General features: G+C 72.4%; 26 protein-coding genes. 6 read left to right on the forward strand and 20 right to left on the reverse strand.

Features of this window, described 5'->3' with window-relative positions:
* The coding region (locus AB0C59_RS17625; protein ID WP_363005383.1) for an RICIN domain-containing protein at positions 1-1,062 on the forward strand (1,062 nt) is incomplete at its 5' end.
* A gap of 16 nt (positions 1,063-1,078) precedes the next feature.
* On the opposite strand, the gene AB0C59_RS17630 is transcribed toward AB0C59_RS17625, so the two are convergent.
* The 3 genes from AB0C59_RS17630 to AB0C59_RS17640 all read right to left on the reverse strand — a co-directional run bounded on the left by AB0C59_RS17630 (position 1,079) and on the right by AB0C59_RS17640 (position 4,589).
* A complete protein-coding gene (locus AB0C59_RS17630; RefSeq protein ID WP_363005385.1) occupies positions 1,079-3,109 on the reverse strand; it encodes an ATP-binding protein in 2,031 nt (676 codons plus the stop codon).
* The gene (locus AB0C59_RS17635; protein WP_363005387.1) at positions 3,106-3,786 is read right to left on the reverse strand and encodes a DUF4255 domain-containing protein; all 681 of its coding nucleotides are present in this window, start codon (positions 3,784-3,786) and stop codon (positions 3,106-3,108) included. Before AB0C59_RS17635 ends, AB0C59_RS17630 begins: the two co-directional genes overlap by 4 nt.
* Positions 3,787-3,971: 185 nt before the next feature.
* Complete coding sequence (locus tag AB0C59_RS17640) at positions 3,972-4,589, reverse strand: response regulator transcription factor (protein ID WP_363005489.1); 618 nt, start codon at positions 4,587-4,589, stop codon at positions 3,972-3,974.
* 366 nt (positions 4,590-4,955) lie between these two features.
* Between AB0C59_RS17640 and AB0C59_RS17645 the strand changes: the two genes are divergently transcribed.
* Entirely contained in the window at positions 4,956-7,799 is a 2,844-nt protein-coding gene (locus AB0C59_RS17645; protein WP_363005389.1) for a LuxR C-terminal-related transcriptional regulator, read from the forward strand.
* Positions 7,800-7,863: 64 nt separating this feature from the next.
* On the opposite strand, the gene AB0C59_RS17650 is transcribed toward AB0C59_RS17645, so the two are convergent.
* Complete coding sequence (locus tag AB0C59_RS17650; RefSeq protein ID WP_363005391.1) at positions 7,864-8,451, reverse strand: TetR family transcriptional regulator; 588 nt, start codon at positions 8,449-8,451, stop codon at positions 7,864-7,866.
* A gap of 107 nt (positions 8,452-8,558) precedes the next feature.
* Here AB0C59_RS17650 and AB0C59_RS17655 point away from each other — a divergent pair, with 107 nt between their 5' ends.
* Positions 8,559-9,479 (forward strand): SDR family oxidoreductase, encoded by a 921-nt coding sequence (locus tag AB0C59_RS17655; protein ID WP_363005393.1) that lies wholly within the window; start codon positions 8,559-8,561, stop codon positions 9,477-9,479.
* Between the two features lie 284 nt (positions 9,480-9,763).
* Here the strand turns inward: AB0C59_RS17655 and AB0C59_RS17660 are convergent, their stop codons facing one another.
* From AB0C59_RS17660 to AB0C59_RS17710, 11 genes are all read right to left on the reverse strand, one after another.
* Positions 9,764-10,174 carry a hypothetical protein gene (locus tag AB0C59_RS17660; protein ID WP_363005395.1) on the reverse strand — a complete coding sequence of 137 codons (411 nt, stop codon included), beginning with the start codon at positions 10,172-10,174 and terminating at the stop codon, positions 9,764-9,766.
* A gap of 73 nt (positions 10,175-10,247) precedes the next feature.
* Positions 10,248-10,541 (reverse strand): gas vesicle protein K, encoded by a 294-nt coding sequence (locus tag AB0C59_RS17665; RefSeq protein WP_363005397.1) that lies wholly within the window; start codon positions 10,539-10,541, stop codon positions 10,248-10,250.
* Positions 10,542-10,543: 2 nt separating this feature from the next.
* Complete coding sequence (locus AB0C59_RS17670; protein WP_363005399.1) at positions 10,544-10,783, reverse strand: gas vesicle protein; 240 nt, start codon at positions 10,781-10,783, stop codon at positions 10,544-10,546.
* Positions 10,780-11,571: a GvpL/GvpF family gas vesicle protein gene (locus tag AB0C59_RS17675; RefSeq protein ID WP_363005401.1), complete on the reverse strand. Its 792-nt coding sequence runs from the start codon at positions 11,569-11,571 to the stop codon at positions 10,780-10,782. The genes AB0C59_RS17670 and AB0C59_RS17675 overlap by 4 nt, the downstream gene beginning before the upstream one ends.
* A complete protein-coding gene (locus AB0C59_RS17680; protein WP_363005403.1) occupies positions 11,564-12,037 on the reverse strand; it encodes a gas vesicle protein in 474 nt (157 codons plus the stop codon). The genes AB0C59_RS17675 and AB0C59_RS17680 overlap by 8 nt, the downstream gene beginning before the upstream one ends.
* 33 nt (positions 12,038-12,070) lie before the next feature.
* A complete protein-coding gene (locus tag AB0C59_RS17685) occupies positions 12,071-13,279 on the reverse strand; it encodes an SRPBCC family protein (RefSeq protein ID WP_363005405.1) in 1,209 nt (402 codons plus the stop codon).
* Positions 13,272-13,874, reverse strand: a complete 603-nt coding sequence (locus AB0C59_RS17690) for a hypothetical protein (protein ID WP_363005407.1) — start codon at positions 13,872-13,874, stop codon at positions 13,272-13,274. Before AB0C59_RS17690 ends, AB0C59_RS17685 begins: the two co-directional genes overlap by 8 nt.
* A 46-nt stretch (positions 13,875-13,920) precedes the next feature.
* Complete coding sequence (locus tag AB0C59_RS17695; RefSeq protein WP_363005409.1) at positions 13,921-14,181, reverse strand: gas vesicle protein GvpG; 261 nt, start codon at positions 14,179-14,181, stop codon at positions 13,921-13,923.
* 10 nt (positions 14,182-14,191) lie between these two features.
* A complete protein-coding gene (locus AB0C59_RS17700; RefSeq protein ID WP_363005411.1) occupies positions 14,192-14,905 on the reverse strand; it encodes a GvpL/GvpF family gas vesicle protein in 714 nt (237 codons plus the stop codon).
* 3 nt (positions 14,906-14,908) lie between these two features.
* Entirely contained in the window at positions 14,909-15,343 is a 435-nt protein-coding gene (locus AB0C59_RS17705) for a gas vesicle structural protein GvpA (RefSeq protein ID WP_363005413.1), read from the reverse strand.
* Positions 15,344-15,390: 47 nt separating this feature from the next.
* Positions 15,391-15,717 carry a gas vesicle protein gene (locus tag AB0C59_RS17710; RefSeq protein WP_363005415.1) on the reverse strand — a complete coding sequence of 109 codons (327 nt, stop codon included), beginning with the start codon at positions 15,715-15,717 and terminating at the stop codon, positions 15,391-15,393.
* A 200-nt stretch (positions 15,718-15,917) separates the two neighbouring features.
* On the opposite strand from AB0C59_RS17710, the gene AB0C59_RS17715 reads away from it, so the two are divergent.
* From AB0C59_RS17715 to AB0C59_RS17725, 3 genes are all read left to right on the forward strand, one after another.
* On the forward strand, positions 15,918-16,442 hold the full coding sequence (locus AB0C59_RS17715; RefSeq protein WP_363005417.1) for a GNAT family protein: 525 nt from the start codon (positions 15,918-15,920) through the stop codon (positions 16,440-16,442).
* A 209-nt stretch (positions 16,443-16,651) separates the two neighbouring features.
* Positions 16,652-18,718: a discoidin domain-containing protein gene (locus tag AB0C59_RS17720; RefSeq protein WP_363005419.1), complete on the forward strand. Its 2,067-nt coding sequence runs from the start codon at positions 16,652-16,654 to the stop codon at positions 18,716-18,718.
* Between the two features lie 143 nt (positions 18,719-18,861).
* Entirely contained in the window at positions 18,862-19,686 is an 825-nt protein-coding gene (locus AB0C59_RS17725; protein ID WP_363005421.1) for a BTAD domain-containing putative transcriptional regulator, read from the forward strand.
* Positions 19,687-19,723: 37 nt separating this feature from the next.
* Here AB0C59_RS17725 and AB0C59_RS17730 read toward each other — a convergent pair whose 3' ends face one another.
* The 5 genes from AB0C59_RS17730 to AB0C59_RS17750 form a co-directional block, all read right to left on the reverse strand.
* Positions 19,724-20,248: a MauE/DoxX family redox-associated membrane protein gene (locus AB0C59_RS17730; RefSeq protein WP_363005423.1), complete on the reverse strand. Its 525-nt coding sequence runs from the start codon at positions 20,246-20,248 to the stop codon at positions 19,724-19,726.
* Complete coding sequence (locus tag AB0C59_RS17735) at positions 20,245-20,715, reverse strand: S26 family signal peptidase (protein WP_363005425.1); 471 nt, start codon at positions 20,713-20,715, stop codon at positions 20,245-20,247. The genes AB0C59_RS17730 and AB0C59_RS17735 overlap by 4 nt, the downstream gene beginning before the upstream one ends.
* Positions 20,712-22,640 carry an ABC transporter ATP-binding protein gene (locus AB0C59_RS17740; protein ID WP_363005427.1) on the reverse strand — a complete coding sequence of 643 codons (1,929 nt, stop codon included), beginning with the start codon at positions 22,638-22,640 and terminating at the stop codon, positions 20,712-20,714. Before AB0C59_RS17740 ends, AB0C59_RS17735 begins: the two co-directional genes overlap by 4 nt.
* Positions 22,637-23,215: a hypothetical protein gene (locus AB0C59_RS17745; protein ID WP_363005429.1), complete on the reverse strand. Its 579-nt coding sequence runs from the start codon at positions 23,213-23,215 to the stop codon at positions 22,637-22,639. Before AB0C59_RS17745 ends, AB0C59_RS17740 begins: the two co-directional genes overlap by 4 nt.
* Before the next feature lie 78 nt (positions 23,216-23,293).
* Positions 23,294-23,533: a hypothetical protein gene (locus tag AB0C59_RS17750; RefSeq protein WP_363005431.1), complete on the reverse strand. Its 240-nt coding sequence runs from the start codon at positions 23,531-23,533 to the stop codon at positions 23,294-23,296.
* Positions 23,534-23,574: the final 41 nt, after the last annotated feature.

Genomic DNA, 23,574 nt, shown 5'->3' on the forward strand with positions numbered 1-23,574 from the left:
CGAGGACGCCCCCGCCTCGCCGTCGACAACCTCGGCAACACCAGACTCACCGCCTCCGTCGGCGGCAACGACAACGGCGACCACCTCAGTTACGACATCCACCCCAGCAACATCCAGATCGAACCCGGACGCGCCGCCTTCCTCAAGACCACCCTCAAACCACGCAAGATCATCTGGTTCGGACCCAAAGAACAACGCCCCTACACCCTCACCGTCCAACGCTCCGGCACCACCCCCCTCCCCGTCGAAGGCACCTACATCCAGCGGGGCTTCCTCCCCCGCTGGCTCGCCACCTTCCTCGGCATGCTCCTCGCCCTCGCCATCACCTTCGTCATGATCTGGATCTCCTACAAACCCCAGGTCAAAAGCCTCGCCACCGAAAAACTCCAGGACGCCGGCGTCAGCACCCTCGCCCCCAGCCCCTCCGCCACCCCGGCCCTGGCTCCCGCACCCTCCCCCGCCGCCCCGACGTCGGAGGCGCCGAAGTCCGGCTCGGGGAACGGCGACGGGGGCGGAGGCGGCGGGGGCGGCCCGGCGCCCAGCAAGAAGGCCGGCCCGCCGCCCGTCGTCCCGGCGAGCAACGTGCTGCTGCGGAACACGACGACCAAGAAGTGCGTCGACATCCCGGGCTACGACCAGGGGAAGATCAACGGCGGGGTCGGCCAGTTCACCTGCGACCAGACCACGGCGGACAACCAGCTCTGGAACCTGGAGGTGCGGTACCCGAAGCTCGGCCCCGGTGGAACCCCGCTCTTCCAGATCCGCAACGTCAAGGACCAGTTGTGCCTGGACCTTCCGTACTTCGGGGAGCAGCCGATCAGGACGCCGCTGTCGGAGTTCACCTGCAACGGGACGACCGCCGACAACCAGCTGTGGTGGCTCGACAAGCAACCGAGCGGCGCCTACTGGATCCGCAACTACGCCAGTGACAACAAGTGCCTGGACGTGGCCGGATACGCCGACGACGGCAGCGACGCGAAGAACGGCAACAGGCTCACCCTGTTCGACTGCTCCAACGTCGACGACCAGGAGTGGGAGATCATCCACCCCTCCGAGGGCTGAGTCTCCTGGCGGGGCGTCACCAGGTGCCTTCCCCCGGCACCAGGCGCCCCGCCTTGCGGTACTCCCGTCGGGCTCCCTCCAGGAGGTCCGCCGTGGTGACCGGTTCGTCCCGCCCGGCCGCCCCGTACGCGGCCGTCACCACGGCGCTGCGGATGGATCCACCGGCCAGCTCGAAGTCCGCCGCCAGTGACCCGAGTTCGATGTCCGGGACGTGGGGCACATGACCCAGGCCATGGCGCCACAGGGCGTGCCTCTGGGAGGCGTCGGGGAACGGGAAGTCGATCACGAGGTCGAGGCGCCGGGTGAAGGCCTCGTCGATGTTGGCGCGCAGGTTGGTGGTGAGCAGCGCGATGCCGTGGAAGGCTTCGAGGCGCTGGAGGAGGTAGGCGCTCTCCATGTTGGCGTAGCGGTCGTGGGCGTCCTTGACCTCCGACCTCTTGCCGAAGACCGCGTCGGCCTCGTCGAAGAGCAGGACGGCGTCCGTGCGGTCGGCCTCGGTGAAGATCCGTTCGAGGTTCTTCTCGGTCTCTCCGACGTACTTGTCCACGACGGACGACAGTTGCACCACATAGAGGTCGAGTCCGAGTTCGGCGGCGACGACCTCCGCGGACAGCGTCTTGCCGGTGCCGGACTCGCCCGCGAACAGGCCCAGTACACCGCGGCCCCGGCCGCCGCCCGCGCTCAGCCGCCAGTCGCCGAGGACACGGTCGCGGTGCCGCGCGCGCAGGGCCAGTTCGTGCAACTGGGCCAGGGGCTGATCGGGCAGGACGAGGTCCTCCCAGCCCACGGCGGGGCGGATACGGCGCGCGTGCCGTTCCAGGCCGGACGCGGACTGCTGGCGGGCGGCGAGGCGCAGGTGGGCGGCCGTCAGCGGGGTCCCGTCGAAGGCCGCGAGCGCGAGCGCGGCGTGGGCGGCGCGGGTGACGCGCTCGCCACCCAGGTGGTACGGGGCGACGGTGGCCGCGAGGTCGAACGCGGGCTCCTCGCCGAGCGCCGCGGCCCAGGCGTGGACGGCGCCGGCACGGCGGGTGGGCACCTCCAGGACCAGGGGGTCCCGCTCGCACCAGTGCGGGTCATAGGGCCGCGCGTCCACGATGAGGACGCTCACATCCGCGGCCCTGCTCAACTCCGCCAGCAGGTCGCCCGGTTGTTCGGGGAGCCCGGGGACCACCACGGCCCGGCGGCTGAGCCGTGCCTCCCGGAGCAGGTGGGGAAGCCGGTCGGCCGGTCCCGTGAAGCGCAGGACCGAGGTGCCGGCCGAGCGCAGGGCGGCCGACGCGCAGGCGAGCCCGTCGCCTTCGCGCCGCTCCCGGAGATAGGCCGTACGCGGGCCGCCGGCCAGCAGGGCGGCGAGCCGGCGGGTGAACGCGCCGAAGTCGTCGTCGTCCTGGCCGCCGTCCTCGTCAGCGAGGGTTCCGTCGCCGGTCGGGGCGTGGTCGGCGTCGAGGTCGCCGAAGCCCGCCTGCGGGGTGTCGTCGCCGAGCAGATGGGCCACCACCCGGTCCGGCACGCTCACCTCGCGGCTCAGCAGCGGCCGTTCCGGCTCACCGACCGTGAGCAGCCCCAACTCGGCCAGCGGGGCCGCCGGGTGGAACCTGCCGCGCGCCCAGGCGTCGTGCGCGGGCAGACCGCACAGGTCGAGGACCAGCCCCACGGTGGCCCGGCGGCGGCTGACGTCGTCGTTGAGGTACCCGTACAGCGACTCGAAGGAGCGGTCCAGGTCGGGCGCGAGGGCGATGAGGAGCGCGGTGGTGTCGAAGGAGGTCAGCCGGAAGCGGGTGGACAGCTCGGTCAGCCGGTCGCGCGCACCGTCCGTGTCCGGCGGCTGCGGCTGGACGTCCACGCTCCGGTCGCCGGGTGGCTGCGCCGGGTACAGCAGTCGCCGTACGGCGTCCTCGGACAGATACAGGCCCCGCAGCGGGTCGGCCGCCGTAGGGTCGTCCGCCGACCGGTGCTCGACCAGGGCGGCCACGCGGTCGCGCAGCAGGGCGAGCCGGCTCAGAAGGGCGTCGGTCGTGACGACCGGCGAGGTGAGGTCCGCGGTCATTCCGGAGTCCCCGCCTCGCGCCGCAGCTCCGCCCGGCGGGCCTGCTTCGCCTCGGCGACCTGCCGCGGCCGGTGCGCCCGCTCCTCCGGCGCCGCGGCCGGATCGTCCAGGCGGTCGACCCGGACCATCGCGCCCTCGGTGACGGGTGGTCCGGCGTCGTACTCGGGGTAGGCCGGGAAGGGGGCGGTGATGACGACGTCGAGGGACGGCTTGAGTTCGCCACCGAGGGCGGACCAGATCTCGGCCAGGGAGCGGGCCTCGGTCTGGATGCTGGCCACCGACATGGGCACCGCCATGCCCAGCGCCCCCAGGGAGCCGGGCAGTTCCGTGGCGGCGATGATCTCGCGCGGAATCAGGGTGGCCAACACAGCCGAGATGAGGCGGTGTTCGTCCTCCGGGCGCTTGGTCCACGCCGTCACCAGGTACGACAGGCGGAACCAGCGGGGCGGCTGACGCCGCTTCACCACGACGTCCCGCTCGTCGCGCACGGCGATGTGGCCGCGCTGGCGCCGGTTCACGTCCTCGCGGATGTCGTACAGGTAGGAGTTGATGACGGGCCCGTTGCGTCGGGCCGCCCAGTCACGGGTCGGGGCCTCGAACGAGACATCGATGCCCGAACCGGCCAGCGCGCCGCCCTCCAACAGGCCCTTCAGCACCTGGTCCACCTCGTGGATCACGCCGTACTCATCCCTCCGGATCCACCCGTGCTTCTCGGCCGGGCGGCACTGTCGTCGTCCGCGCGAGCTCCCCGCCCCGCGGCCACGGACATCGTGCGTCGCCCCGCCCCGTCCTCGCGAGCGCGTCCGGGCCGTTGCGCGGGCGAAGCGGAGTGCCCGAGGGTGCGTGCCGGGTGCCCGAACGATCAGATGTAACCTTCCCTCAGGGCATACGCCACCGCGTGGGCCCGGTTGCGCAGATGCAGCCGGGTGGTCAGACCGTGGATCACGTTCTTCACAGTGCGTTCGGAGTACGACAACTTGCCGGCTATCTCCGACGTGTCGAAGCCCTCGGCGACCAGTCGCAGGACATCGGACTCGCGCGGCGTCAGCCCCGAGGTGGAGGCCAGGCCCGGGCCTCCCGCGGCACTGCGGTGCAGCGTGCCCACCTGGTTGATGAGCCGGCCGAGCAGGTCGGCGGGCAGGTCCCCGTCGCCCCGCGCGGCGGCGAGCACCGCCTGCACCAGGCGGGAGGCGGTGGCCTCGCGGCGCCAGACGATGGCACCGACCCCGCACTCGATCACGTCGAGGAGTTCGCTCTCGCGCAGCGCGCCCACCACGAGCACGGCCCGGGCGCCCTCGCTCCGCGCCAGTCTGCGCAGCCGGGTGAGCGTGGGTTCGTCCAGCGTGTCACCGATGAGCAGGGCCACCGTGCCGGGGCCGGAAGCGGACTCCTCCCGCAGTTCGATCTCGGGGTGCCGGCGCAACTGGCCGATTGCCCCCTCGCGCGAGATGGGGTCCGGGGCGTGGACTGCCACAGGTATCCGCGCCGGCGTCTGGGCCGGGCTGTCGGTCGTTCCGGGATGTGTGGTCCGAAAGGTGCTGAGCAACGACGTCCCCCCAGTGCACGAGCCCGCCACCTCTGTGGGGCGGGTGGCGGGCGGGTGTCTCACACCTTCGTTCGACGACCGTGAGCGGCGCAATCGTGGAGCACCACGACATGCACCACGAGATCGGCCGCGCGAAGCCACGATGCGGAAGGGAACACAGGGGTTCCGTGCCCGGGGTAGGAGCCGGGGGTGGTTCTTCTCACGGCGCGGGCCGGGCCACCGGTGTCCTGCTGAGCCCGTCCACATTTATGTCACGAACATGAGGTCCGTCACATCCACGCGAGGAGGCACAAGGCAGTGATGTCCCGACCGCCATCCGAACTGCACGACGCCATCAGCCTGTTGGGTGCCGTGGCGGAGCGCGCCCGGGGCGGCACGGGTCGTCTGGTCGTGGTGCGCGGCTCCACCGGGAGGGGCCGCACCACCGTCCTCGAGGCCGCCGCCGAGGACGCCGCCGCGCAGGGCATGCGCGTCCTGCGTGCCCGCTGCTCGCGCGCCGACCGTGCCATCCCCTTCGCGTCCGTTCTGCAACTGCTGGGTCCCGTGCCCGAGTTCGCCGACCTGGCGGTGGACGGCGACGAGCGGGCCACCGCGGCCGGGCTGTGGCGGGTCCTGCGCTCCTACGCGGAGCGGTCGCCGCTGTTCGTCGCCGTGGACGACGTGCACCTGGCCGACGAGGCCTCCCACCGGTGGCTGGTGGAAGCCGCGCGGCACGTGGACCGGCTGCCGATCGCGCTGGTCGCCACCGAGCGCAGCCAGTACGACGTCGATCCGCCCGCGCAGGGGCTCGCCCACACCCTCTCCCCGGCCCTGGTCAGCACCTGCACCCTGGCCCCCCTCTCCCCCGAACGCGCCGCGGCGAAGGTCCGTACGGCGTTCCCCGAGGCCTCCGCCGACTGGGTCGCCGACTGCGTCCGGATCGCGGGCGGCAACCCCCTGCTGCTGCGCGCCCTCCTCGACGATCTCGCGGAGGGGCATCACCAGGTCGTGCCCGAGAGCGCGGCGGCGCTGTATCCGGGAGCGTTTCCGCAGGCCGTGCAGTGGATGCTGGACAGTGCCGGACCCGGCACCATCGAAGCGGCACGGACGCTGGCCGTGCTGAACGAGGGCTGGGACCACCGGCCCTTCGCCGGCGCGGAGCCGGCCGACGTCGAGCGACCCGGGGGCCCCGACGACTCCCCCGACGACGAACAGGCCGTCCCCCAGGCCGACTTCCTCGGCATCGACGTGCCCGCGCTGCTCGCCGAGCTCACCGGAACGGACCCGGTGCGGGTCGCGGGCTGGCTCACCTCCATGACCGGCTTCGGTGTGCTGTGTCAGGACGCCTCGGGCCGCGCCCGCTTCGGCCACCCCCTGATGCGGGACGCCGTGCTCACCGCCGTCCCCGTGGCTCGGCGGCGTGCCGTGCATCGGGCGACGGCCGAGGCGATGCTGCGCCACGGCGCCTCCACCGAACTGATCGCCCGTCAACTGCTGTTGTCCGAGACGGTCGACGCTCCCTGGACGCTCCCCGTGCTCCAGGACGCGGCCTCGGTGGCACTGCGCGAGGACCGGGTGGACGACGCGGTCGCGTTCCTGCGCCGCGCCCTGGACGAGCCCCTGTCCGACGAGGGCAGGCAGCGGCTGCTGACCGAACTGGGCTCCCTGGAGTACGCGGCGCCCGGCTCCGCGGCCGGCATCCTGCGGCTGAGCGAGGCACTGCGGCTGCCGGGGCTGCCGCAGGACCGGGTGCGCGCGGCCGTGGCACTGGGGACGGCGCTGACCGGCCGCGGCAGGACCCGGGCGGGCGTCGAGGTGCTGCGCTCGCTGTACGGCGCCCTCGACGACCGTCCCGACCTGGTGCGCATCCTGCGGCAGGCGTTCCTGCAGCTGTCCGACCGGGACCAGCTGGTCCGGCACGACGCCTACAAGCGGCTGGCCGAGGCCGCCGCGCGGTCTCCGGAGTCGATCAGCGCCACCGGCAACGCGTTCATGGTCAAGTACGCGGTCACGGCCGGCCTGACCTCGGCGCCCGAGGCGATGCAGCGGCTGCGGGGGCTGCTGGCCGAGCCGGCCGACCCGCTGTCGGAGCCGTACCTGCTGGGGACGGCCGGCTCGGTCGCCCAGTGGGCCGACGAACTCGACGAGGCGGAACGGCTGGTGGAGCGCGGCCTGGCCGGGCAGCGGCCCGACGTTCTGCACCCCATGCAGGCGGCACTGCTCGACACCCGGCTGGACATCCTGGCGGCACGCTCCGACTACGCGCGTCTCCTGGCCCAGCCACCACCGGACACGGAGCACCCCACCAACGCCCATGCCCACACCGTGACGGCACTCGTGGAGACGAGCCGCTTCGCCGAGGCCGAGCGTCTGGTCGACTCCTTCGACCTGCGGACGGCACCGGCCTGCTGGGAACTGAACCGCTTCCTGTACGCGCGGGGGCTGCTGCGGGCCGCGAGCGGTGACCCGGCCGGGGCCCTGCACGACTTCCTGGAGTGCGGGCGCCGCCAGTCGGCCCGGGAGGTGGTCAGCCCGGTCGTCACCCCGTGGCGTTCGGCCGCCGCCGAGTGCCATCTGGCGCTGGGAGCCCCCCAGGAGGCGCTCGCCCTGGCCGAGGAGGAACTGCGTCTGGCCCGGGTGTGGGACACGCCCCGCACGGTGGGCCGGGCCCTGCGGGTGCTCGGCGCCGCGACCGGGGGGCGCCGCGGCCTGGAACTGACCGAGGAGGCGGTACGGCTGCTGCGCGAGGGCCCCGCCGCCCTCGAACTCGTGGCGGCGCTGATCGCCCTGGGCCACCGTCTGACCGTCTCGGGCGAGTCCTCGCGCGCCCGCGACGTGCTGCGGGAGGCCGCCCGACTCGCCGAACGCCAGGGCGCCGTACGGCTGCGGGACCTGGCGGAGGACGCGCTGCGGGCGGGCGGGGCGCGGCGCCCGACCACCCGCACCGGTGCCGCCTCCCTCACGGACAGCGAGCGCCGCGTGGCCGAACTGGCCTCGCAGGGGCGCACCAACGGGGAGATCGCGGATCTGCTGCATCTGGCCCGCCGCACCGTGGAGACCCATCTGACCCACAGCTACCGCAAGTTGGGCATACGCAGGCGCGGCGCACTGCGTTCGGCGCTGGCAGGGAAGGACACCGTCGGCGAACGGGAAGGCGCCCGGTGACCGGGTGAGCCCTGACCATGAATGACGGCAGGGCCGGAGTGAGCCCCCGGCCGTGACCGGCGTGTCAGACGACGCCCGCGCCCCGGCCCGGGGCGAGCACGGCCTTCAGCTCGGCGAGCGCCTCCCGGATCAGCGGTGCCAGCCCGCCCTCCTCGTCCGCCCCGATCCAGCGCTCGAAGGCGACCTTGAAGACGGCGATCCCCGCTTCCGCGGCCAGGCTCGCGGCGGGCTCCGACACCCCGCGCGCACGCAGGGTGTCGGCGAGCTCGTCGGCCATCGAGGCGAGCTTGACCAGCTCGCGCTCCTGGAGTTCCGCGTTCGCCGTGATCACCTCCTGCCGTACGCGGGAGAACGCACGGCGGTCGGACGGGAACGCCTCGCCGAGCGCCTCCAGGCCCAGCGCGACCGCGTCGACGGGCGCGGCGGCCCCGGGGGCGTCGGCGACCGCCCGCGTGAACAGGTCCCGCAGCGGGACGACGCCGGAGAACAGCACCTCGCGCTTGTCGGCGTAGTGGCGGAAGAAGGTCCGCTCGGTGAGTCCGGCCCGCCGGGCGATCTCCGCCACGGTCGTCTGCTCGAATCCCCGCTCGCTGTAGAGCTCCAGCGCCGCTTCCGCCAGGCGCCCGCGCGCGTTCGGCTCCCATCGTCCCATGGGCGGATTCTATGCGATGACAGTGTCTGACATCAGGTGCTACTGTCGATGACAGTTACTGACATCAGTGGCGATCGAGCGACAAGACTCAGGACTGGGGTACTTCCATGCGCATCTTCGTGACCGGAGCATCCGGCTGGATCGGCTCCGCCGTCGTCCCCGAGCTCATCGGCGCGGGGCACGAGGTGACCGGGCTCGCCCGGTCCGACGCCTCCGGCGCGGCACTCACCGCCGCCGGGGCCAAGGTGGTCCGCGGCACCGTCGACGACCTGGACGTCCTGCGAGACGCCGCCTCCGCCTCGGACGGGGTCATCCACCTCGCCTTCAAGCACGACCTCGCCTTCGGCGGCGACTTCCCCGGCGCCGCCCAGGCCGACCGCCGCGCCGCCGACACGATCGGCGACGCGCTCGCCGGCAGCGACCGCCCCTTCGTCCTGGCGGCCGGGCTGATCGGGCTGGAGCCCGGGCGGGTGGCCACCGAGCGGGACAAGCCCGTCCTCGACGGCTCCCCGATCTCGATGCGGTCCGCGACAGCCGCGTCCGTGCTCGACCTCGCCGCACGCGGTGTGCGCTCCTCGGTGGTCCGGCTCGCCCCGACGTGCCACGGCGACGGCGACAACGGCTTCATGGCCGCCCTGGTGGCCATCGCCCGCCAGAAGGGCGTGTCGGGCTACCTGGGCGACGGCACGAACCGCTGGCCCGCCGCCCACCGGCTGGACGTCGCACGCCTGTTCCGTCTGGCGGTCGAGAAGGCTCCGGCCGGCTCGGTGCTGCACGGCGCCGCGGAGGAGGGCGTCGCGATCCGCGACGTCGCCGAGGTGATCGGACGCCACCTCGGTCTGCCGGTGACCTCCGTGGCCCCCGAGGCCTCAGCCGACCACTTCGCCTGGCTCGCCGGCTTCCTGGGCTCCGACTCACCGGCGTCCAACACGCTGACCCGCGAGCTGCTGGGATGGGAGCCGGTCCAGACCGGGCTGCTGGCGGACCTGGACGAGGGCCACTACTTCCGCGCCCCTGCCGCCGGTTAGACCGTGCCGACACACGGCTGGGCCGCCGCCCGGAATCCGGGCGGCGGCCCAGCCTGTGGTCAAGGAGATCAGGGCCTCCCGCGACCCGTCACGACGTCACGCGCCCGGTGCACCAGGCCGGATCCGGGAGCCGAGAGCCCGGTACCCGGCGGTGCGCCCCGAGCGCTGCGTCGCGACGCGGGCCGACCGGCGCGAGGCGGGGAGATCAGCCGCTGCGCCTCCTCGGCCACGCACTCGGCCGCACGCGCGTGCCCGGGTGACCGCACCCGGGTCCGCGCGGCCGGTCAGATCCGGCCGCCGGTGAGCCGGGTCAGCGGACCCAGATGGGGCCTCGCCGTACGACGGCCCACCGCGAACGCCGCTCCCGCGACTCCCGCCACGGTCGCCGCCGCTCCCGCCGCGATCGCCTTGCGATGCTTGACGACCGTCCACGCCGAACCCGCGACCGCCGCGACCTTGGCGGCGTTGGCGGTGACGGCCTGCCGACCGCTCTCCAGGCTGACGGCCGCCATCTTGCCCACGCCCTGCGCGGCATCACCGGCCGACCGGGCGCTGGAGGCCGTGGACTTCTTCGCGTCCCGAGCCGTCTCCTTGGCCTCACGGGCCGTCTCACGCGCCGCCGCGGTCCGCGTGGCGGCGGTCTTCTTGGCCGCCGAGGCGGTCGCATTCCTGGTGTTCTTGTTCTCGGTGGTCATGATGCTCCTTCTGCCCTCAACTCATCGGTGAAAACAAGGTGCTTCCGCCTTCTCCACCCGCCCGCCCGTACCGTCACAGATCACGGGGAAGCAAGGAACCCAGAGGGCCCAGATCCAAATTCAGGTCATTCATCGTGAGGCCGTACCGCTCGCACAATTCCTCCATCCGTTCCTGGAGGATCATCAGAGTCATGCCGATGCGCTCCTCCTGCTCCTCGCCCAGATCGCCCTGTTCGACACGGTGGATCGCGGTCCTCTCCATGAGCTGGCGCAGCAGCTCGACAATCGTGAGGACCAACTTGATGAGATCCCGCTCCACCGTGTCGGGGTCCGTCTTCCAGCGCTGGTGTACGGGGTTTTCCGGCATGGTCAGAACTCCTGGGTTCGCGGCTGCGGAATGCCGCATCGGGGCGCCGGATCGTCCGAGGTGATCGACCGGATGACAGCACGCAGATTGATATGGACCAGATCCACGTCGGCGATGCTCAGGACCAGATCGCCGGTCAGCACCGCTCCACCGTTCAGCAGGCGGTCCAGCAGGTCGATGAGGGCGACGGGCGGTCCGGCGACGTGATCGGGCGGCTGGGTACCCGGGCTGCGCGCCGTCATGCTCGCTCCGGCGCGGTCTCCGGCGCCGTCGCGAAGGAGTACGGGGCCCACGGCCCGGTCACCTCGACGCTGACTCCCTGCTCGCCCCGCGCGAGCCCGCTCAGCTCCTCCCGGAACTCCTCGACCGCCTCCAGGGGCACGAGATACGACTCGTTGGCCACGTTCTCACCCCGCCCCTCGGACCATTCGCCCTGTTGGGGCCGGTGCACCGCACGGGCCCTGGCGAGCGCGTCCGCCTTGTCCACCACGGCATCCGCCAGCTCGGACGCGGCGTCGTAGGCCCGCCGTACGGTGTTGCGCTGCGTCTGGCGTCGGCGCAGGTAGGCGCGGCCCGGCGTCGACGCGGGCGGCTCGGTCTCCGGCGGTGCCGGCGAGGCCTCCGGTACGGCGTAGACCTTCACCCCCATCTCCACATGGCCCTCGAGCACGCGCAGCGTCTCCTCGAAGTACGCGTGCCGGTCCTCGAGCACGGCGGCCACCCCTGCCTCGTCGCGATACACCGTGGCGAGGCGCATCGGCAGCACCGTCGCCTCGGCGAAGGCGGCGTCCACCACGGCGTGGTGCGCCCGGGCCAGGCCCTCCAGCCTGCCCAGGTCCTCCAGTTGCGCCGCGAGGCCCGCCTGCCCGAACCGGTCGGCGGGGACGGCCGACACCACGGCGACCAGACGGTGGCCGCCCACCAGCCGCAGTGCGTGGCCGTCCACTCCGGTGAGCAGGCACGTCATGCGGTCCAAGGCGTGGTCGTCCCGGCCGACGGCGTACACGTACAGCAGCTGTTCCTCACTCATGGTCGGCCTTCCCCTGTCCGGAGCCGGCGCTTCGCCCTTCCTTCGTCACCGGGGAGGCAGGGGCCCGGGCGGCCGCCTCCAGTTCGGCCGCGGCGCGCAGGTGGGCGACCTCGGCGCGCAGCCGTTCGTTCTCCACGGTCAGGTCGGCGGCCGAGGCGGCCGCACTCGGATCGGTGGCCGAGGCGGCGCGCGAGGCGGACGAGGCGCCGGAGGACAGGGACGGGTCGTGCTCCCACCAGTCGATGCCCATCTCCTTCGCCTTGTCCACTGACGCCACCAGCAGACGGAGTTTGATGGTCAGCAACTCGATGTCGAGCAGATTGATCTTGATGTCGCCCGCGATCACGACGCCCTTGTCGAGCACGCGCTCCAGGATGTCGGCCAGGTTGGCGGACGATCCCTGGCCCGCGTAGGCGGGTGCGGAGCGCGTGGGGGTGGGCAAACGGCCGCTGAGTGAATCGGACACGTCGTCAACCTCTGTCTTTCGGCCGGACCCGGATCAGGTCCGCGCGTCGGCGCGACGCCGACGCCGGGAGGCGCGGGGTGCCGGCTCGTCGTCGTGTTCGGGCTCGCCGTCATCGTCCGCGAGGTCGTCCGGCTCGCCCTCCTCGTCCTCGTCCTCGAACTCGTCCTCCTCGTACGGCTCCTCGTCGTCGTAGGCCTCTTCGTACTCGTCGGTGAACTCGTCGTCCTCGGAGCCCTCGCCGTCGCCCTCGTCGTGAGGAGGCTCATCGTGCTCGCCTTCGATCTCCTCGATCTCCTCGTGCTCGGTGTCCGAGCCGTCGTGCTCGTCGCTCTCGTACCCGACCGCCTCGGACGCCCCGGACTCTTCCTCTTCCGACTCGTCCGACTCCTCGGCATCCTCGGCCTGCTCGCGTTCGACGGCGTCGTCGTGCGTGACGACGACCTCCCCGTCGCGGATCTCTCCTCGCCAGCCGTCCGTCGCCTCCCCGCGCATCATGATGAACTTGCGGTAGAGCTTCAGGTCGAGCCTCGCGCGGCGTCCCTGGGCACGCCAGATGTTGCCGGTCTTCTCGAACAGGCCCTTGGGGAAGTACTCCAGGACGAGCAGGACCTTGGTGAGGTTGTCGGTGACCGCGTGGAAGGTCACGACGCCCTTGACCGTGCCCTTGGCGCCCTCAGTCGTCCAGGTGATCCGCTCGTCGGGAACCTGCTCGGTGACGTTCGCCTTCCAGCTTCGGGTGGACTTGGCCACCTTCACCTTCCAGTTGCTGGTGGTGTCGTCCGCCTTCTCGACACTCACCACCCCCTTGGCGAAGGTGCTGAACTCCTGGAACTGGGTCCACTGGTCGTAGGCCTCGCGCACCGGCACGCCCACGTCGATGTCCTCGACGATGGTGACGCTCTTCGACTTGCCGCCGCCCGACTTGCGTCCCTTGCCGAACAGCCCCTTCACCTTGTCCTTCACCGTCTCCTTGAGGTGGGAGACGCCCGCGGTCATCACCGCCTGGGCCGGGCTCTTCCCGTCCTTGAGAGCCTGGCCGCCCTTGGCGAGACTCTTGAGCGCACCGCCGGCGCCGCCGGGCTGGGCCAGGCCGCTGACGCCCTCGCCCAGGCGCCGGCCGATACCGGTGACGGTGTGCTCGGCACGTGCGAGCAGGTAGTTGCGCAGTTCCTCCTTGAGCCGGTCGGCGGCGGGGCTGGCGAGTACGTCGCTCCTGACTTTGCCGAGGGTGGAGTCAGGCATCGCCCTCACCGCCGCTCTTGCGGCTCGGGGCGGTCCGCTTCCGGGCGGCGCCCGACCGGCTCCCACCCGCCTTCTCGGCCCCGGACTTCGCGGAGGAGGTGCGCTTGCGGGCGCCGGTTCCGGCCCGGCGGGCACCGCCCGACGCGGCCGAGGCGGCTCGCTTGGCCGGCGTCCGCGCGCCGCCCGACGACGTCTTGCCGCCGCTGCCTCCCGACGTCCTGCGGCGGGCCGGCGGGTCGTCGCGTTCCTCGTCGTCGGAGGTGTCCTCGTCGTCGGAGGTGTCGGCGGAGGCGTCCTGCGCGGTGTCGAGCGCCTGGGTGCGCCGCGCGAGCGAGGCGGCGAGTCCGGACGCGCGCTGGGTGATCGCCTCGGTGGCAGCGGATCGGGTGGCCTCCACCAGTTCCGTGCGCACCTGCTGGTTGAGACCGTCGAGCGCGGGCGAATTGGCGATCATCTTGCCGATCCGCCCGGGGTCGAGGTCCAGTTTCTTGCCGGCCAGGAACAGGCCGAGCCCCATGGCCATCTTGGCCTTCTTCGTTCGCCCCAGCAGGTATCCACCCACCAGAGCGACACCTATCTTGACGTTCTTGGTCATGCCGTGTGCACCTCGGTCTCTTCCCCTCTTCTCGCGTCGCGGACCGTCACGTGCTCGCTCCGCCTGTCCGCCGCTGAAAGTGCTCGATCTCCTCCAGCCGGTCGAGCAACTCGTCCTCGCGGCGGTCGTACTCCTCTTCGTCGATGCGTCCCTCGGTCAACGCCCGTTCGAGCTCCGCCAGCCCGCGCCGCACCGGCTCGGGGTTGTAGTACTCCTGCTCCGCGGCCGTGAGGACCTGGTCGACCACCCAGGCGGTGCCCCGGACCGGGGCCAGGGGCAGAGTGAGGAGGCTGGTGATCAGGCCCATGGCCGGCACATCACACGAAGCTGTACGGCGGCAGCGGGCCGGTGAGGGTGAACGTGTAGGCGTCCCCGAGCCGATCGGCCTCACGCCGCACGGCCTCGACCAGTTCCTCCGTCTTCGCGTCCTGGACCAGGAACGACAAGCTGAGGAGATGGTCGGCGCCGGCCTCGCCCACGGACACGCTCGTGGCGGCGGGAGCCAGCGTGTTCAGGAGCGCCTCGCCCTCGGCCGCGCGCCGTGCGTCCACCTCATGGGAGATCAGCTCGCCGAGAGCGAGGCGCTCCTCCTGGGCGGCCGGGTCGGCCAGGGTCCGCTCGCGCAGCTCCCGTGCCCGGGGGGAACTGGTGACGATCTCACGCAACAGGTCGTCCTCGTCGCGGGCGACCTTCAGGTTGAACTCGACGTGGCCGTCGAGTTGCCGCAGCCGGGTGCGGTAGCCGTCCGCCTCCGCGTCGAGTGCCGCCGCGAGTTGGTCGTCGTCCGGGGCGAGAAGCCCGAAGCGCATGGGAAGGGTCGCGCCGTCGGCCATCAACCCCTCCAGAACGGCCTGGTGAGCTCGCACATCGCGGCGCTTGGCGCGCAGTCCCTCGGGCGCGTCGCTGACGACAGCGGTGAGGGTGTCCGTCCGAACCGTGCGCAGGGCGGTCGGGGGTTCACCGACGCCCTCGACGCCGTCGAGACGCAGCGGGTGGTCCGCACCGGTGATGCCATAGACGTAGGTGGGCACTTCTTACTCCTCGCGGCGGCTGGACTGGCGGCTGGACGTCGATTTGCGCGGGGCGCGCTTGCGGGGTTCTTCCTCGGGTTCGTCGCGACCGCCCTGAAGGGACTCCGTGAACGCCTCGACCGCTCCGGTCAGCGCTCCTTTGGACTTGCCCTTCGCGCCGCTCTCCGTCATGTCGCCCACGAGGTCGGTGAGTTTGCTGGGGGCCTTGCGGCCCGATTCCAGATCGAGGCGGTTGCACGCTTCGGCGAACCGCAGATAGGTGTCCACGCTGGCGACGACGACACGAACGTCGATCTTGAGTATCTCGATTCCCACGAGAGACACCCGCACGAACGCGTCGATCACGAGTCCCCGGTCCAGAATGAGTTCGAGGACGTCGTAGAGATTTCCTGATCCACTTCCACCGGAGGTGGCGCTGCTCTGTTGAACGACGGTCATGGTGACCACTCCTTCCGTAGATCTGTGGGGCTTTCTTCCGCGCCGACTCAGCGGCGGTCGATCTGGCCCCGTGCATAGCGGCGTATCCGCTCATAGGCGAGAAGGCGGCCCTTCGCGTCGAGTTCGATGTGGTAGGTCGCCATGACGCTCATCGTGTCCGGCACCCTTTCCAGTTCGACCACCTCGACCTGTGCCGACCAGCCGTCGTCCGTCGCTCTGACCGAGGACACGGCCGCCGTCTCGTGCTGCAACAACGCGGAGAGCTGAACACCCGCCTGACGTATCACCGTCGGCAGATCAAGGCGTTCCTCCTCGGCGTCGTCGGACCGGCTTCCGCTCTCGTGGTTTCCGTCATCTTTCTTGGTGGTGCTCATGGGCTCCGCCCGCCGGAAGGTTTCTTGAAGTCGTCCGTCATCTGTTCGCTACGACTTCACCTCCGATTGCCCATGGGTCGGACACGTATGCATGGGTGGCGACATCCGAGGTGTGTGAGCGTGTGTGAGCGGACACGGGAACGTCGCGGCCCGAGCGCCGCGCCACGGTCCCCGGGCCAGGTACGGGTAGCCTCTGCGGCATGAGCTCCGATGTGCCGACCCTGCACGGCCGGCTGGGCGTCGTCCTGCGGGCCGCCGAGGAGCGGGACGTGGCGGCGCTGGCCGCGATCCGGGCCACACCCGAGGTACGCCGGTGGTGGCGGGGCGGCCCGGACCTGGCGGCGGAGGTGGCCGGCGACCTCGCCGACGCGGACACCGAGGTGTTCGCGGTGGAGCACGAGGGGCGGGTGGTCGGGCAGATCCAGTGGTACGCCGAGGACGACCCGGAGTACCGCCACGCGGGAATCGACGTCTTCCTCGACCCCGCGGTGCACGGGCGGGGCGTGGGCACCGAAGCCGTCCGGACGCTTGCCCGCCATCTGATCCAGGGCCACGGCCACCACCGCCTGGTCATCGACCCGGCGGCCGACAACGCGGCGGCCATCGCCTGCTACCGCCGGGCGGGGTTCCGGCCGGTCGGCGTCATGAGGTCGTACGAGCGCGGCGCGGACGGGAGCTGGCACGACGGCCTGTTGATGGATCTGCTCGCCGCCGAACTGACCTGACCTGAACCGATGGCGGGCGGACGCCGGGGCCCTCCTCGACCCCGACCGCTGTGAACCAGCTGTGCGTTCCCCTTGACTCGGCATACCGCGACGGCGATCCTCAGGGGCGTATCTCGCGATGAGCATGACAATGTCAAGCCAAGTCCACGGGGACGTCGGCCGGCCCGGACCGTCGACCGCGCGTCCCCGCCGACCGAGGGACGTGGGCCGTGACCCCGACCAGTCGCCCGTACCGCGCACGCGCACACGTCACCCTCGTGTCGCTGCTGCTCCTCCTGCTGTCCCTCACGCTGAGCCCCAGCCAGAGCGCGGCGGCGGGCGGCACCTGGTGGGACCCGGTCGCGCGGCCCGCCCCGGACTCCCAGATCGGCGTCACCGGCGCACCGTTCACGGGGACCGGTCCGGACGGCCGTGTGCGGGGCTTCGTGGACGCCCATGACCACCTGTTCGCCAACGAGGCGTTCGGCGGCCGCCTCATCTGCGGCAAGGTGTTCTCCGAGGCCGGTGTCGCCGACGCGCTCAAGGACTGCCCCGAGCACTACCCCGACGGCTCCCTCGCCGTCTTCGACTTCATCACCAAGGGCGGCGACGGCCGGCACGACCCGGTCGGCTGGCCCACCTTCAAGGACTGGCCCGCCCACGACTCGCTCACCCACCAGCAGAACTACTACGCCTGGGTCGAGCGCGCCTGGCGCGGCGGCCAGCGCGTCCTGGTCAACGACCTCGTCACCAACGGAGTCATCTGCTCGGTCTACTTCTTCAAGGACCGCAGCTGCGACGAGATGACCTCGCTCAGGCTCCAGGCCCGGATGACCTACGACCTTGAGGCCTACGTCGACCGGATGTACGGCGGCCCGGGCAAGGGCTGGTTCCGCGTCGTCACCGACAGCGCCCAGGCCCGCGAGGTCATCGAGCAGGGCAAACTGGCGGTCGTCCTGGGCGTGGAGACCTCCGAGCCCTTCGGCTGCAAGATGATCCTGGACGTCCCGCAGTGCGACAAGGGCGACATCGACCGGGGCCTGGACGAGCTGTACTCGCTGGGTGTGCGCAGCATGTTCCTGTGCCACAAGTTCGACAACGCGCTGTGCGGCGTGCGCTTCGACTCCGGCTCGCTCGGCACCGCCATCAACGTCGGGCAGTTCCTGTCCACCGGCACCTTCTGGAAGACCGAGAAGTGCGCCGGCCCCCAGCACGACAACCCGATCGGGTCGGCCGCGGCCCCCGAGGCCGAGGCGAAGCTGCCGCCCGGCGTGGGCGTCCCGTCGTACGCGCAGGACGCCCAGTGCAACAGCCGCGGGCTCACCGGCCTCGGCGAGTACGCCGTGCGCGGCATGATGAAACGCAAGATGATGCTGGAGATCGACCACATGAGCGTCAAGGGCGTCGCCAGTGTGCTCGACATCATGGAGTCGGCCTCCTACCCCGGCGTGCTCTCCTCGCACAGCTGGATGGACAGCGACTGGACCGACCGGGTCTACGGTCTCGGCGGCTTCGTCGCCCAGTACATGCACGGCTCGGAGGGATTCGTCGCCGAGGCCGACCGCACCAAGTCCCTGCGTGACAAGTACGGCGTCGGCTACGGCTACGGCACCGACATGAACGGCGTGGGCGGCTGGCCCGGACCGCGCGGCGCGGACGCCCCGCACAAGGTCACCTACCCGTTCCGCAGCGTGGACGGCGGCTCCCTCGTCGACCGGCAGACCACGGGGCAGCGCACCTGGGACTTCAACACGGACGGCGCCGCCCACTACGGTCTCGTCCCGGACTGGATCGAGGACATCCGCAAGTCCCCCGGCGGCCAGAGCGTGGTCGACGACCTGTTCCGCGGCGCCGCGTCGTACCTGGGCACCTGGGGCGCCACTGAACACCACCAGGCATCGGTGGACCTGGCCAGGGGAGCGCCCGCCACGGCCAGTTCGACCGAGTGGAACCCGTTCGTCAGCTACGCGCCCGATCGCGCCGTCGACGGCACCCGCGACACCCGCTGGGCCAGCGGCTGGAGCGACGACCAGTGGCTGCGGATCGACCTGGGCGCGACCCACCGGGTCGGCCGCGTCACCCTGGACTGGGAGCGCGCGTACGCGAAGTCGTACCGCGTCGAACTGTCCACCGACGGCGTGAACTGGGGGACCGCCTGGTCCACGACCAGCGGCGACGGCGGCCTGGACACGGCCCGCTTCAGCGGTACCGCCGCCCGGTACGTCCGCGTCCACGGCCTGCAGCGCGGCACCGGCTGGGGCTACTCGCTCTACGACGTCGGCGTGTACGGCGACTGAGGCGAGGTTTTCGGCGAACGACGGTTCCAAGACATGAGACCTCGGCCTAAGATCGCCCCGACTCCCTTGGCAGGAACAGGAGTTCGGGAGTCGCGTAGAGCCAGCGGCACGGGGGGATCATGCGCTACACGGTTCTTGGACCATTGGAAGTATTCGTCGGCAACAAGGTGCTGCACATCGAACGCCCGCGAAGACGGGCGGTGTTGACCTATCTCCTGCTGAACGCGAACCGTCGCGTCGGCATCGACCAGCTGGTGGACGCGCTGTGGGGCGAGCGTCCACCGCGCAGCGCTCGCGGCCAGGTGCACACCGCGGTGTCCGCCCTGCGCAAACAGCTCCCCCAAGGCGACGGGACGGCCGTGCCGTTGGCCTCGCTGGACCGGGGCTACCGCCTGGCGGTGGGCCGACACGACCTGGACACCGCCGACTTCGGCCGCGAGGTGGCCGAGGCGCGGCGGCTCACCGACCGGGGCGATCACACGGAGGCCGTCCGCCATCTGCGGGCCGGGCTCGACCTGTGGCGCGGAGCGGCACTGACCGGGATCGACGCACCGTTCGTGGAGTCCTTCCGGGCCCGTCTGGAGGAGGAGCGCTTCGCCGCGTACGAACTGCTCGCGGACATCGAACTCGGCGCGGGCCGCCACCGGGAGCTGATCCCCGAGCTGACGGCCCTGGTGGACCGGTATCCGGCGCGCGAGCAGCTGGCCGAGCGGCTCGTCCTCGCCCTGTACCGCAGCGGCCGCCAGACCGACGCCCTGGCGGTGGCCCGGCGGCTGCGGGCGCTGCTCGCGGACGAGTTCGGGCTGGACCCGGGTCCCGCGCTGGCGGAGCTGGAGGGCGCGGTCCTGCGGGGCGACCCGGCGTTGCGGAGGCAGATCGGGCACCCCGCCTCCGTCCTCGCCAGGTCGCCGAGGCTCTGCGCCCACCCGCTCCGCCCTCGGCCGCCACGCCGCTGCACCGGCCTGTGACCCGCCGTCCCCGGCGTCGCGCGGTGGCCGCGCGACGTCAGGGACGGGCCGCCGGTGCCGGGCCGCGCAGCAGGTAGACCAGGTCGTCCCACCGCACGACGAGGGTGCCGGCGACCACGCCCGCCCCGACGGCCGCCACCATCCGCGCGGGACCCGCGGGCCCGCCGGGGGCCAGCGCGGCGGCGAGCGCCGCGGCGGCCAGCAGGCAGTTGCGCAGGACGAAGGCCCCGGCGCTCCCGCGGGCCGCGCGCGAGGCCGCCGAGAAGCACCGGCAGTCCGCCGCCCGTCCGGCACGCAGCGTCGCGAGGGTGAAGCCGGCCAGCAGGACGAGCACGAGCGCGGCCCCGGCCTGCCGCACGGCCGCGAGCAGCACCACCGCCAGCACCTCGGCGCCGACCACCGCGACCGCCGTCGGCCGCCGCAGCCCCGCGGGCAGCCAACGGAAGTCGGCGAGGTCGGCGGTGAAGGCGGCCAGGGCGGCCCGGCCGCGGCCCTTGTTGATCGCCGCGGCCCCGAACACCACCACCAGCAGGACCCGTGCGGCGAGTTGAACGGTCGTCATGCGATCCTCCGGGGGCGGTTCAGGGACTGCGCGGGGCGTCCGTCGCGGGCCATCCGGCGGATCGCGACGCCCAGGGCGGTCCGGCTGGGAACGGTCCCGAAGGCCCGGGAGTCCAGGCTGCGCGGGTTGTCGCCGAGGACGGCGAGGTGACCGGACGGCACCGCGGGACACCCGTCCGCGGCCGGATCGCCGGCGATCGCGCTGACCCGCTTGACCAGCCAGGGCACCTCGCGAGGAGCGCGCGGCCCGTCCGGGACGGGGATGACGACCACGTCGCCGCGGCGGAACGCCCTGGTACGGCGGACGAGCACGCGGTCTCCGTCCAGCAGGGTGGGCTCCATGCTGCCGCCCTCCACGGTGACCAGCACGAAGGCCCGTCGGAGCGCCAGCGCGCAGGCGGCGGCCCCGGCCAGCACGCCGGCGGCGCCGACGGCCAGGGCCGCCGCGGGCAGGGGGATCGGGTTCATCGGGCACCTTCCGGGACGTCCGGGACTTCGGTGGCGGAGCGGGGGGCGGGGGTCGGTACGGGGGTGGGCACCGGGTGCCGCGCGAGGTCCCCCGGGCCGTCGGGGTGATCGGGGTCGTCGCGGTACCCCTCGGCCTGTGCGGCGAACAGCTCGGCGTACCGCCCGCCGAGCAGGATCAGTTCGTCGTGGCTGCCGCGCTCCACGACCCGCCCCTCGAAGAGCACCGCGATCAGATCCGCCTCCCGCAGCGCGGCGAGGCGGTGCGAGATCAGCAGGCTGGTGCGTCCGGCCCGGTGGCGGCGCAGCGCCTGGTGGACCTGGCGTTCGGCAAGCGCGTCCAGGCCCGAGCTGGGCTCGTCCAGGATCAGCAGTTCGGCGTCCTCGCGCATGAGGGAACGGGCCAGCGCCACCCGCTGCCACTGGCCGCCGGACAGCAGAACTCCGCTCTCCTCGTCCTCGTCGGTGAAGGCGCGGCTGAGCAGGGTCCGGTAGCCGCGCGGCAGCCCCTTCAGTTCGCGGTCGATGCCCGCACGGGTGGCGGCGACGCGGACCCGGTCGAGATCCCCGAGGTGCTCGGGGGCGCCCAGGGCGATGTTCTCGGCGGCCGTCAGGTCGTACGTCATGAAGTCCTGGAACGTCGCACCGATCCTGCGCCGCAGCTCCTTGACCGGCATCGTCCGGATGTCGGCGCCGTCCCAGAGGATGCGCCCGCGCTCCGGGTCGTAGAACCGGCACAGCAGCTTGACCAGCGTGCTCTTGCCCGCGCCGTTCACCCCGACCAGGCCGACGGCCCGGCCGTGCGGCAGGTGCAGGTCGACGCCGCGCAACGCCCAGGGGCCGCCCGGGGTGTAGCGGAACCACACGTCCTCGAAGGTGATGCCCTGCCGAAGCGGCGCCGGCACCCGGTCGCCGTCCTCCAGGTCGGGCGGGGAGCCGATCAGCGCCAGGTAGTGGCCGAAGAGCTGCAACGCCTCCTCGGCGCGGCCGAGTTGCATCACGATCGCGGACAGCGCGCCCTGGACGGCGGCCACGGCGGCGGTGAACAGCGTCATGTCGCCGAGCGTGATCCGGCCGGCGAGCACCTGGCGCGCCACGACCACGGCGGCGACACCGGCGACCGCGGCGGTGACCGACGCCAGTCCCGACTGGACGAGGACCCCCCGGCGCAGCGCGGCCAGGCTCGCGCCGGTCGTCTCGCGCAGCCCGTCCAGCGCCCGCCGGCGAAAGAGCGGCCCGGTGCCGAAGAGCCGGATCTCCTTGGCCGCCCGGGCGTCGGTGAGGAGCCTGCGGTAGAAGAACTGCCGCCGGGTGGTGGGCACCACGGCGGCGGCCGTGTCGGCCATCGCCCGGGAGGCGCGCACCTGTCCGAGGACGGACACCGCGACGCACCCGACGAGCAGGCCTCCCATCGGCGGCCAGAACACCAGTACCGTGCCGAGGAATCCGGCGATCGTGAGCGTGCTGCGGACGAGGTCGAGCAGGAAGTCCAGGACGTCGTGCGGGGCGCCCTGGGCCGCGGACTCGGCGAGTTGGATACGGTCCTGGGTGGCCGGGTCCTCGAAGGGGCGCAGCCCGCGGTAGGCGTTCACCCGCTCGTAGAGCCGGTCCTGCACCTCCAGGTTCACGGACCGGCCGACCAGGGCGGTGACCAGCGTCGACAGGTGGTTCAGGACGGCCGTGGCCCCGGTGAGGACGGCGCCCGCGGCGGCGAGCCACGCCACTCGGGTGCCGTCGGCCGCGTGCGGGCCGCCCGCCCCGGTGAGGGCGTCGACGAGGAGTTTCGCAACATAGGCCACCACCGCGGGCAGGACCCCGGTGAGCAGGGCGAGGAGGAGCTGGAGCAGCACGCCCCGGGGGGAGGCCCGCCAGCCCAGCCGCAGGGCCGCCGCGGCCGCCCGCACCCGGCCCGCGACCGCTGTGGTCACACCAGTTCCTCGGCCTGTGCCGGACGGGTGGCGGTGGCCGCCGGCCGGGCCGTCGCCGGGAGGACGACGTCGCCCAGGTCGTGACCGGCCGCGGCGATGACGCCGTCCTTGAGCCGCAACAGGGTGGGGAAGGCGCCGATCCGGCCGAACGCGGCGGTGGCGGAGGAGTGCTCGGCGACGACGGCCACCCGGCCGATCGCGCCCAGCGTGCCGGCCATCCGCCGGGCCTCCTGGCTCTCCGGGTCGCCCACGACGAAGAACAACGGGTTCTCGGCCCCGGTGGACGCGCCGCCGGCCAGCGACTCGATCAGGTTGCCGCACGGCGTGCAGCCGACCATGACGAAGGCCGCGAAGGCGTCGCCGCCGGCCACGTCGGCCGCGGTCACCTCCTCGCCGGTGGTGGTGACGGCGCTGAACTCGGCGACGGCGGTGCCGGTTGAGGGCAGCACGGCGGCGGCACTCGTGCCTCCCTCCTCCAGCACCCGCAGCCGGCGGACGACCGCGAAGGTCAGGGCGAGGTTGGCCGCGGTGGCGACGCCGAGCAGCACGGCCAGGACGATGAGCGTGGTGAGCATGGGGGTTCCTCTCGAGTCCGGTCGAAGGGAAGGCGCGGGGCGGGGGCCTGCGGGACCCCCGCCCCGCGCCTCGGGCCGTCAGCAGCCGTACGCGACCTTCTTGTTGTACTGCAGACCACCCGTGCCCTTGCAGGCGCCGGTGCAGTTGTAGTAGCCGTTGCACATCGGCTGCCACCACCAGCCGCCGGAGCAGTAGCCACTGCGCGAGGTACAGGCGACGACACCGCAGTAGTCCGGCGGCACGCAGGCCCCGGCCCTGGTCTGCTTCAGCAGCGCGCCCAGCATCCGGTCACCGAGCGCCGTCATGACCTTGGTCATGTGAACTCCTCATGGTCTGGACCCGTCCGATCGGGTCGACA

This window comes from Streptomyces sp. NPDC048664, assembly GCF_040650555.1.
Classification (GTDB): domain Bacteria; phylum Actinomycetota; class Actinomycetes; order Streptomycetales; family Streptomycetaceae; genus Streptomyces.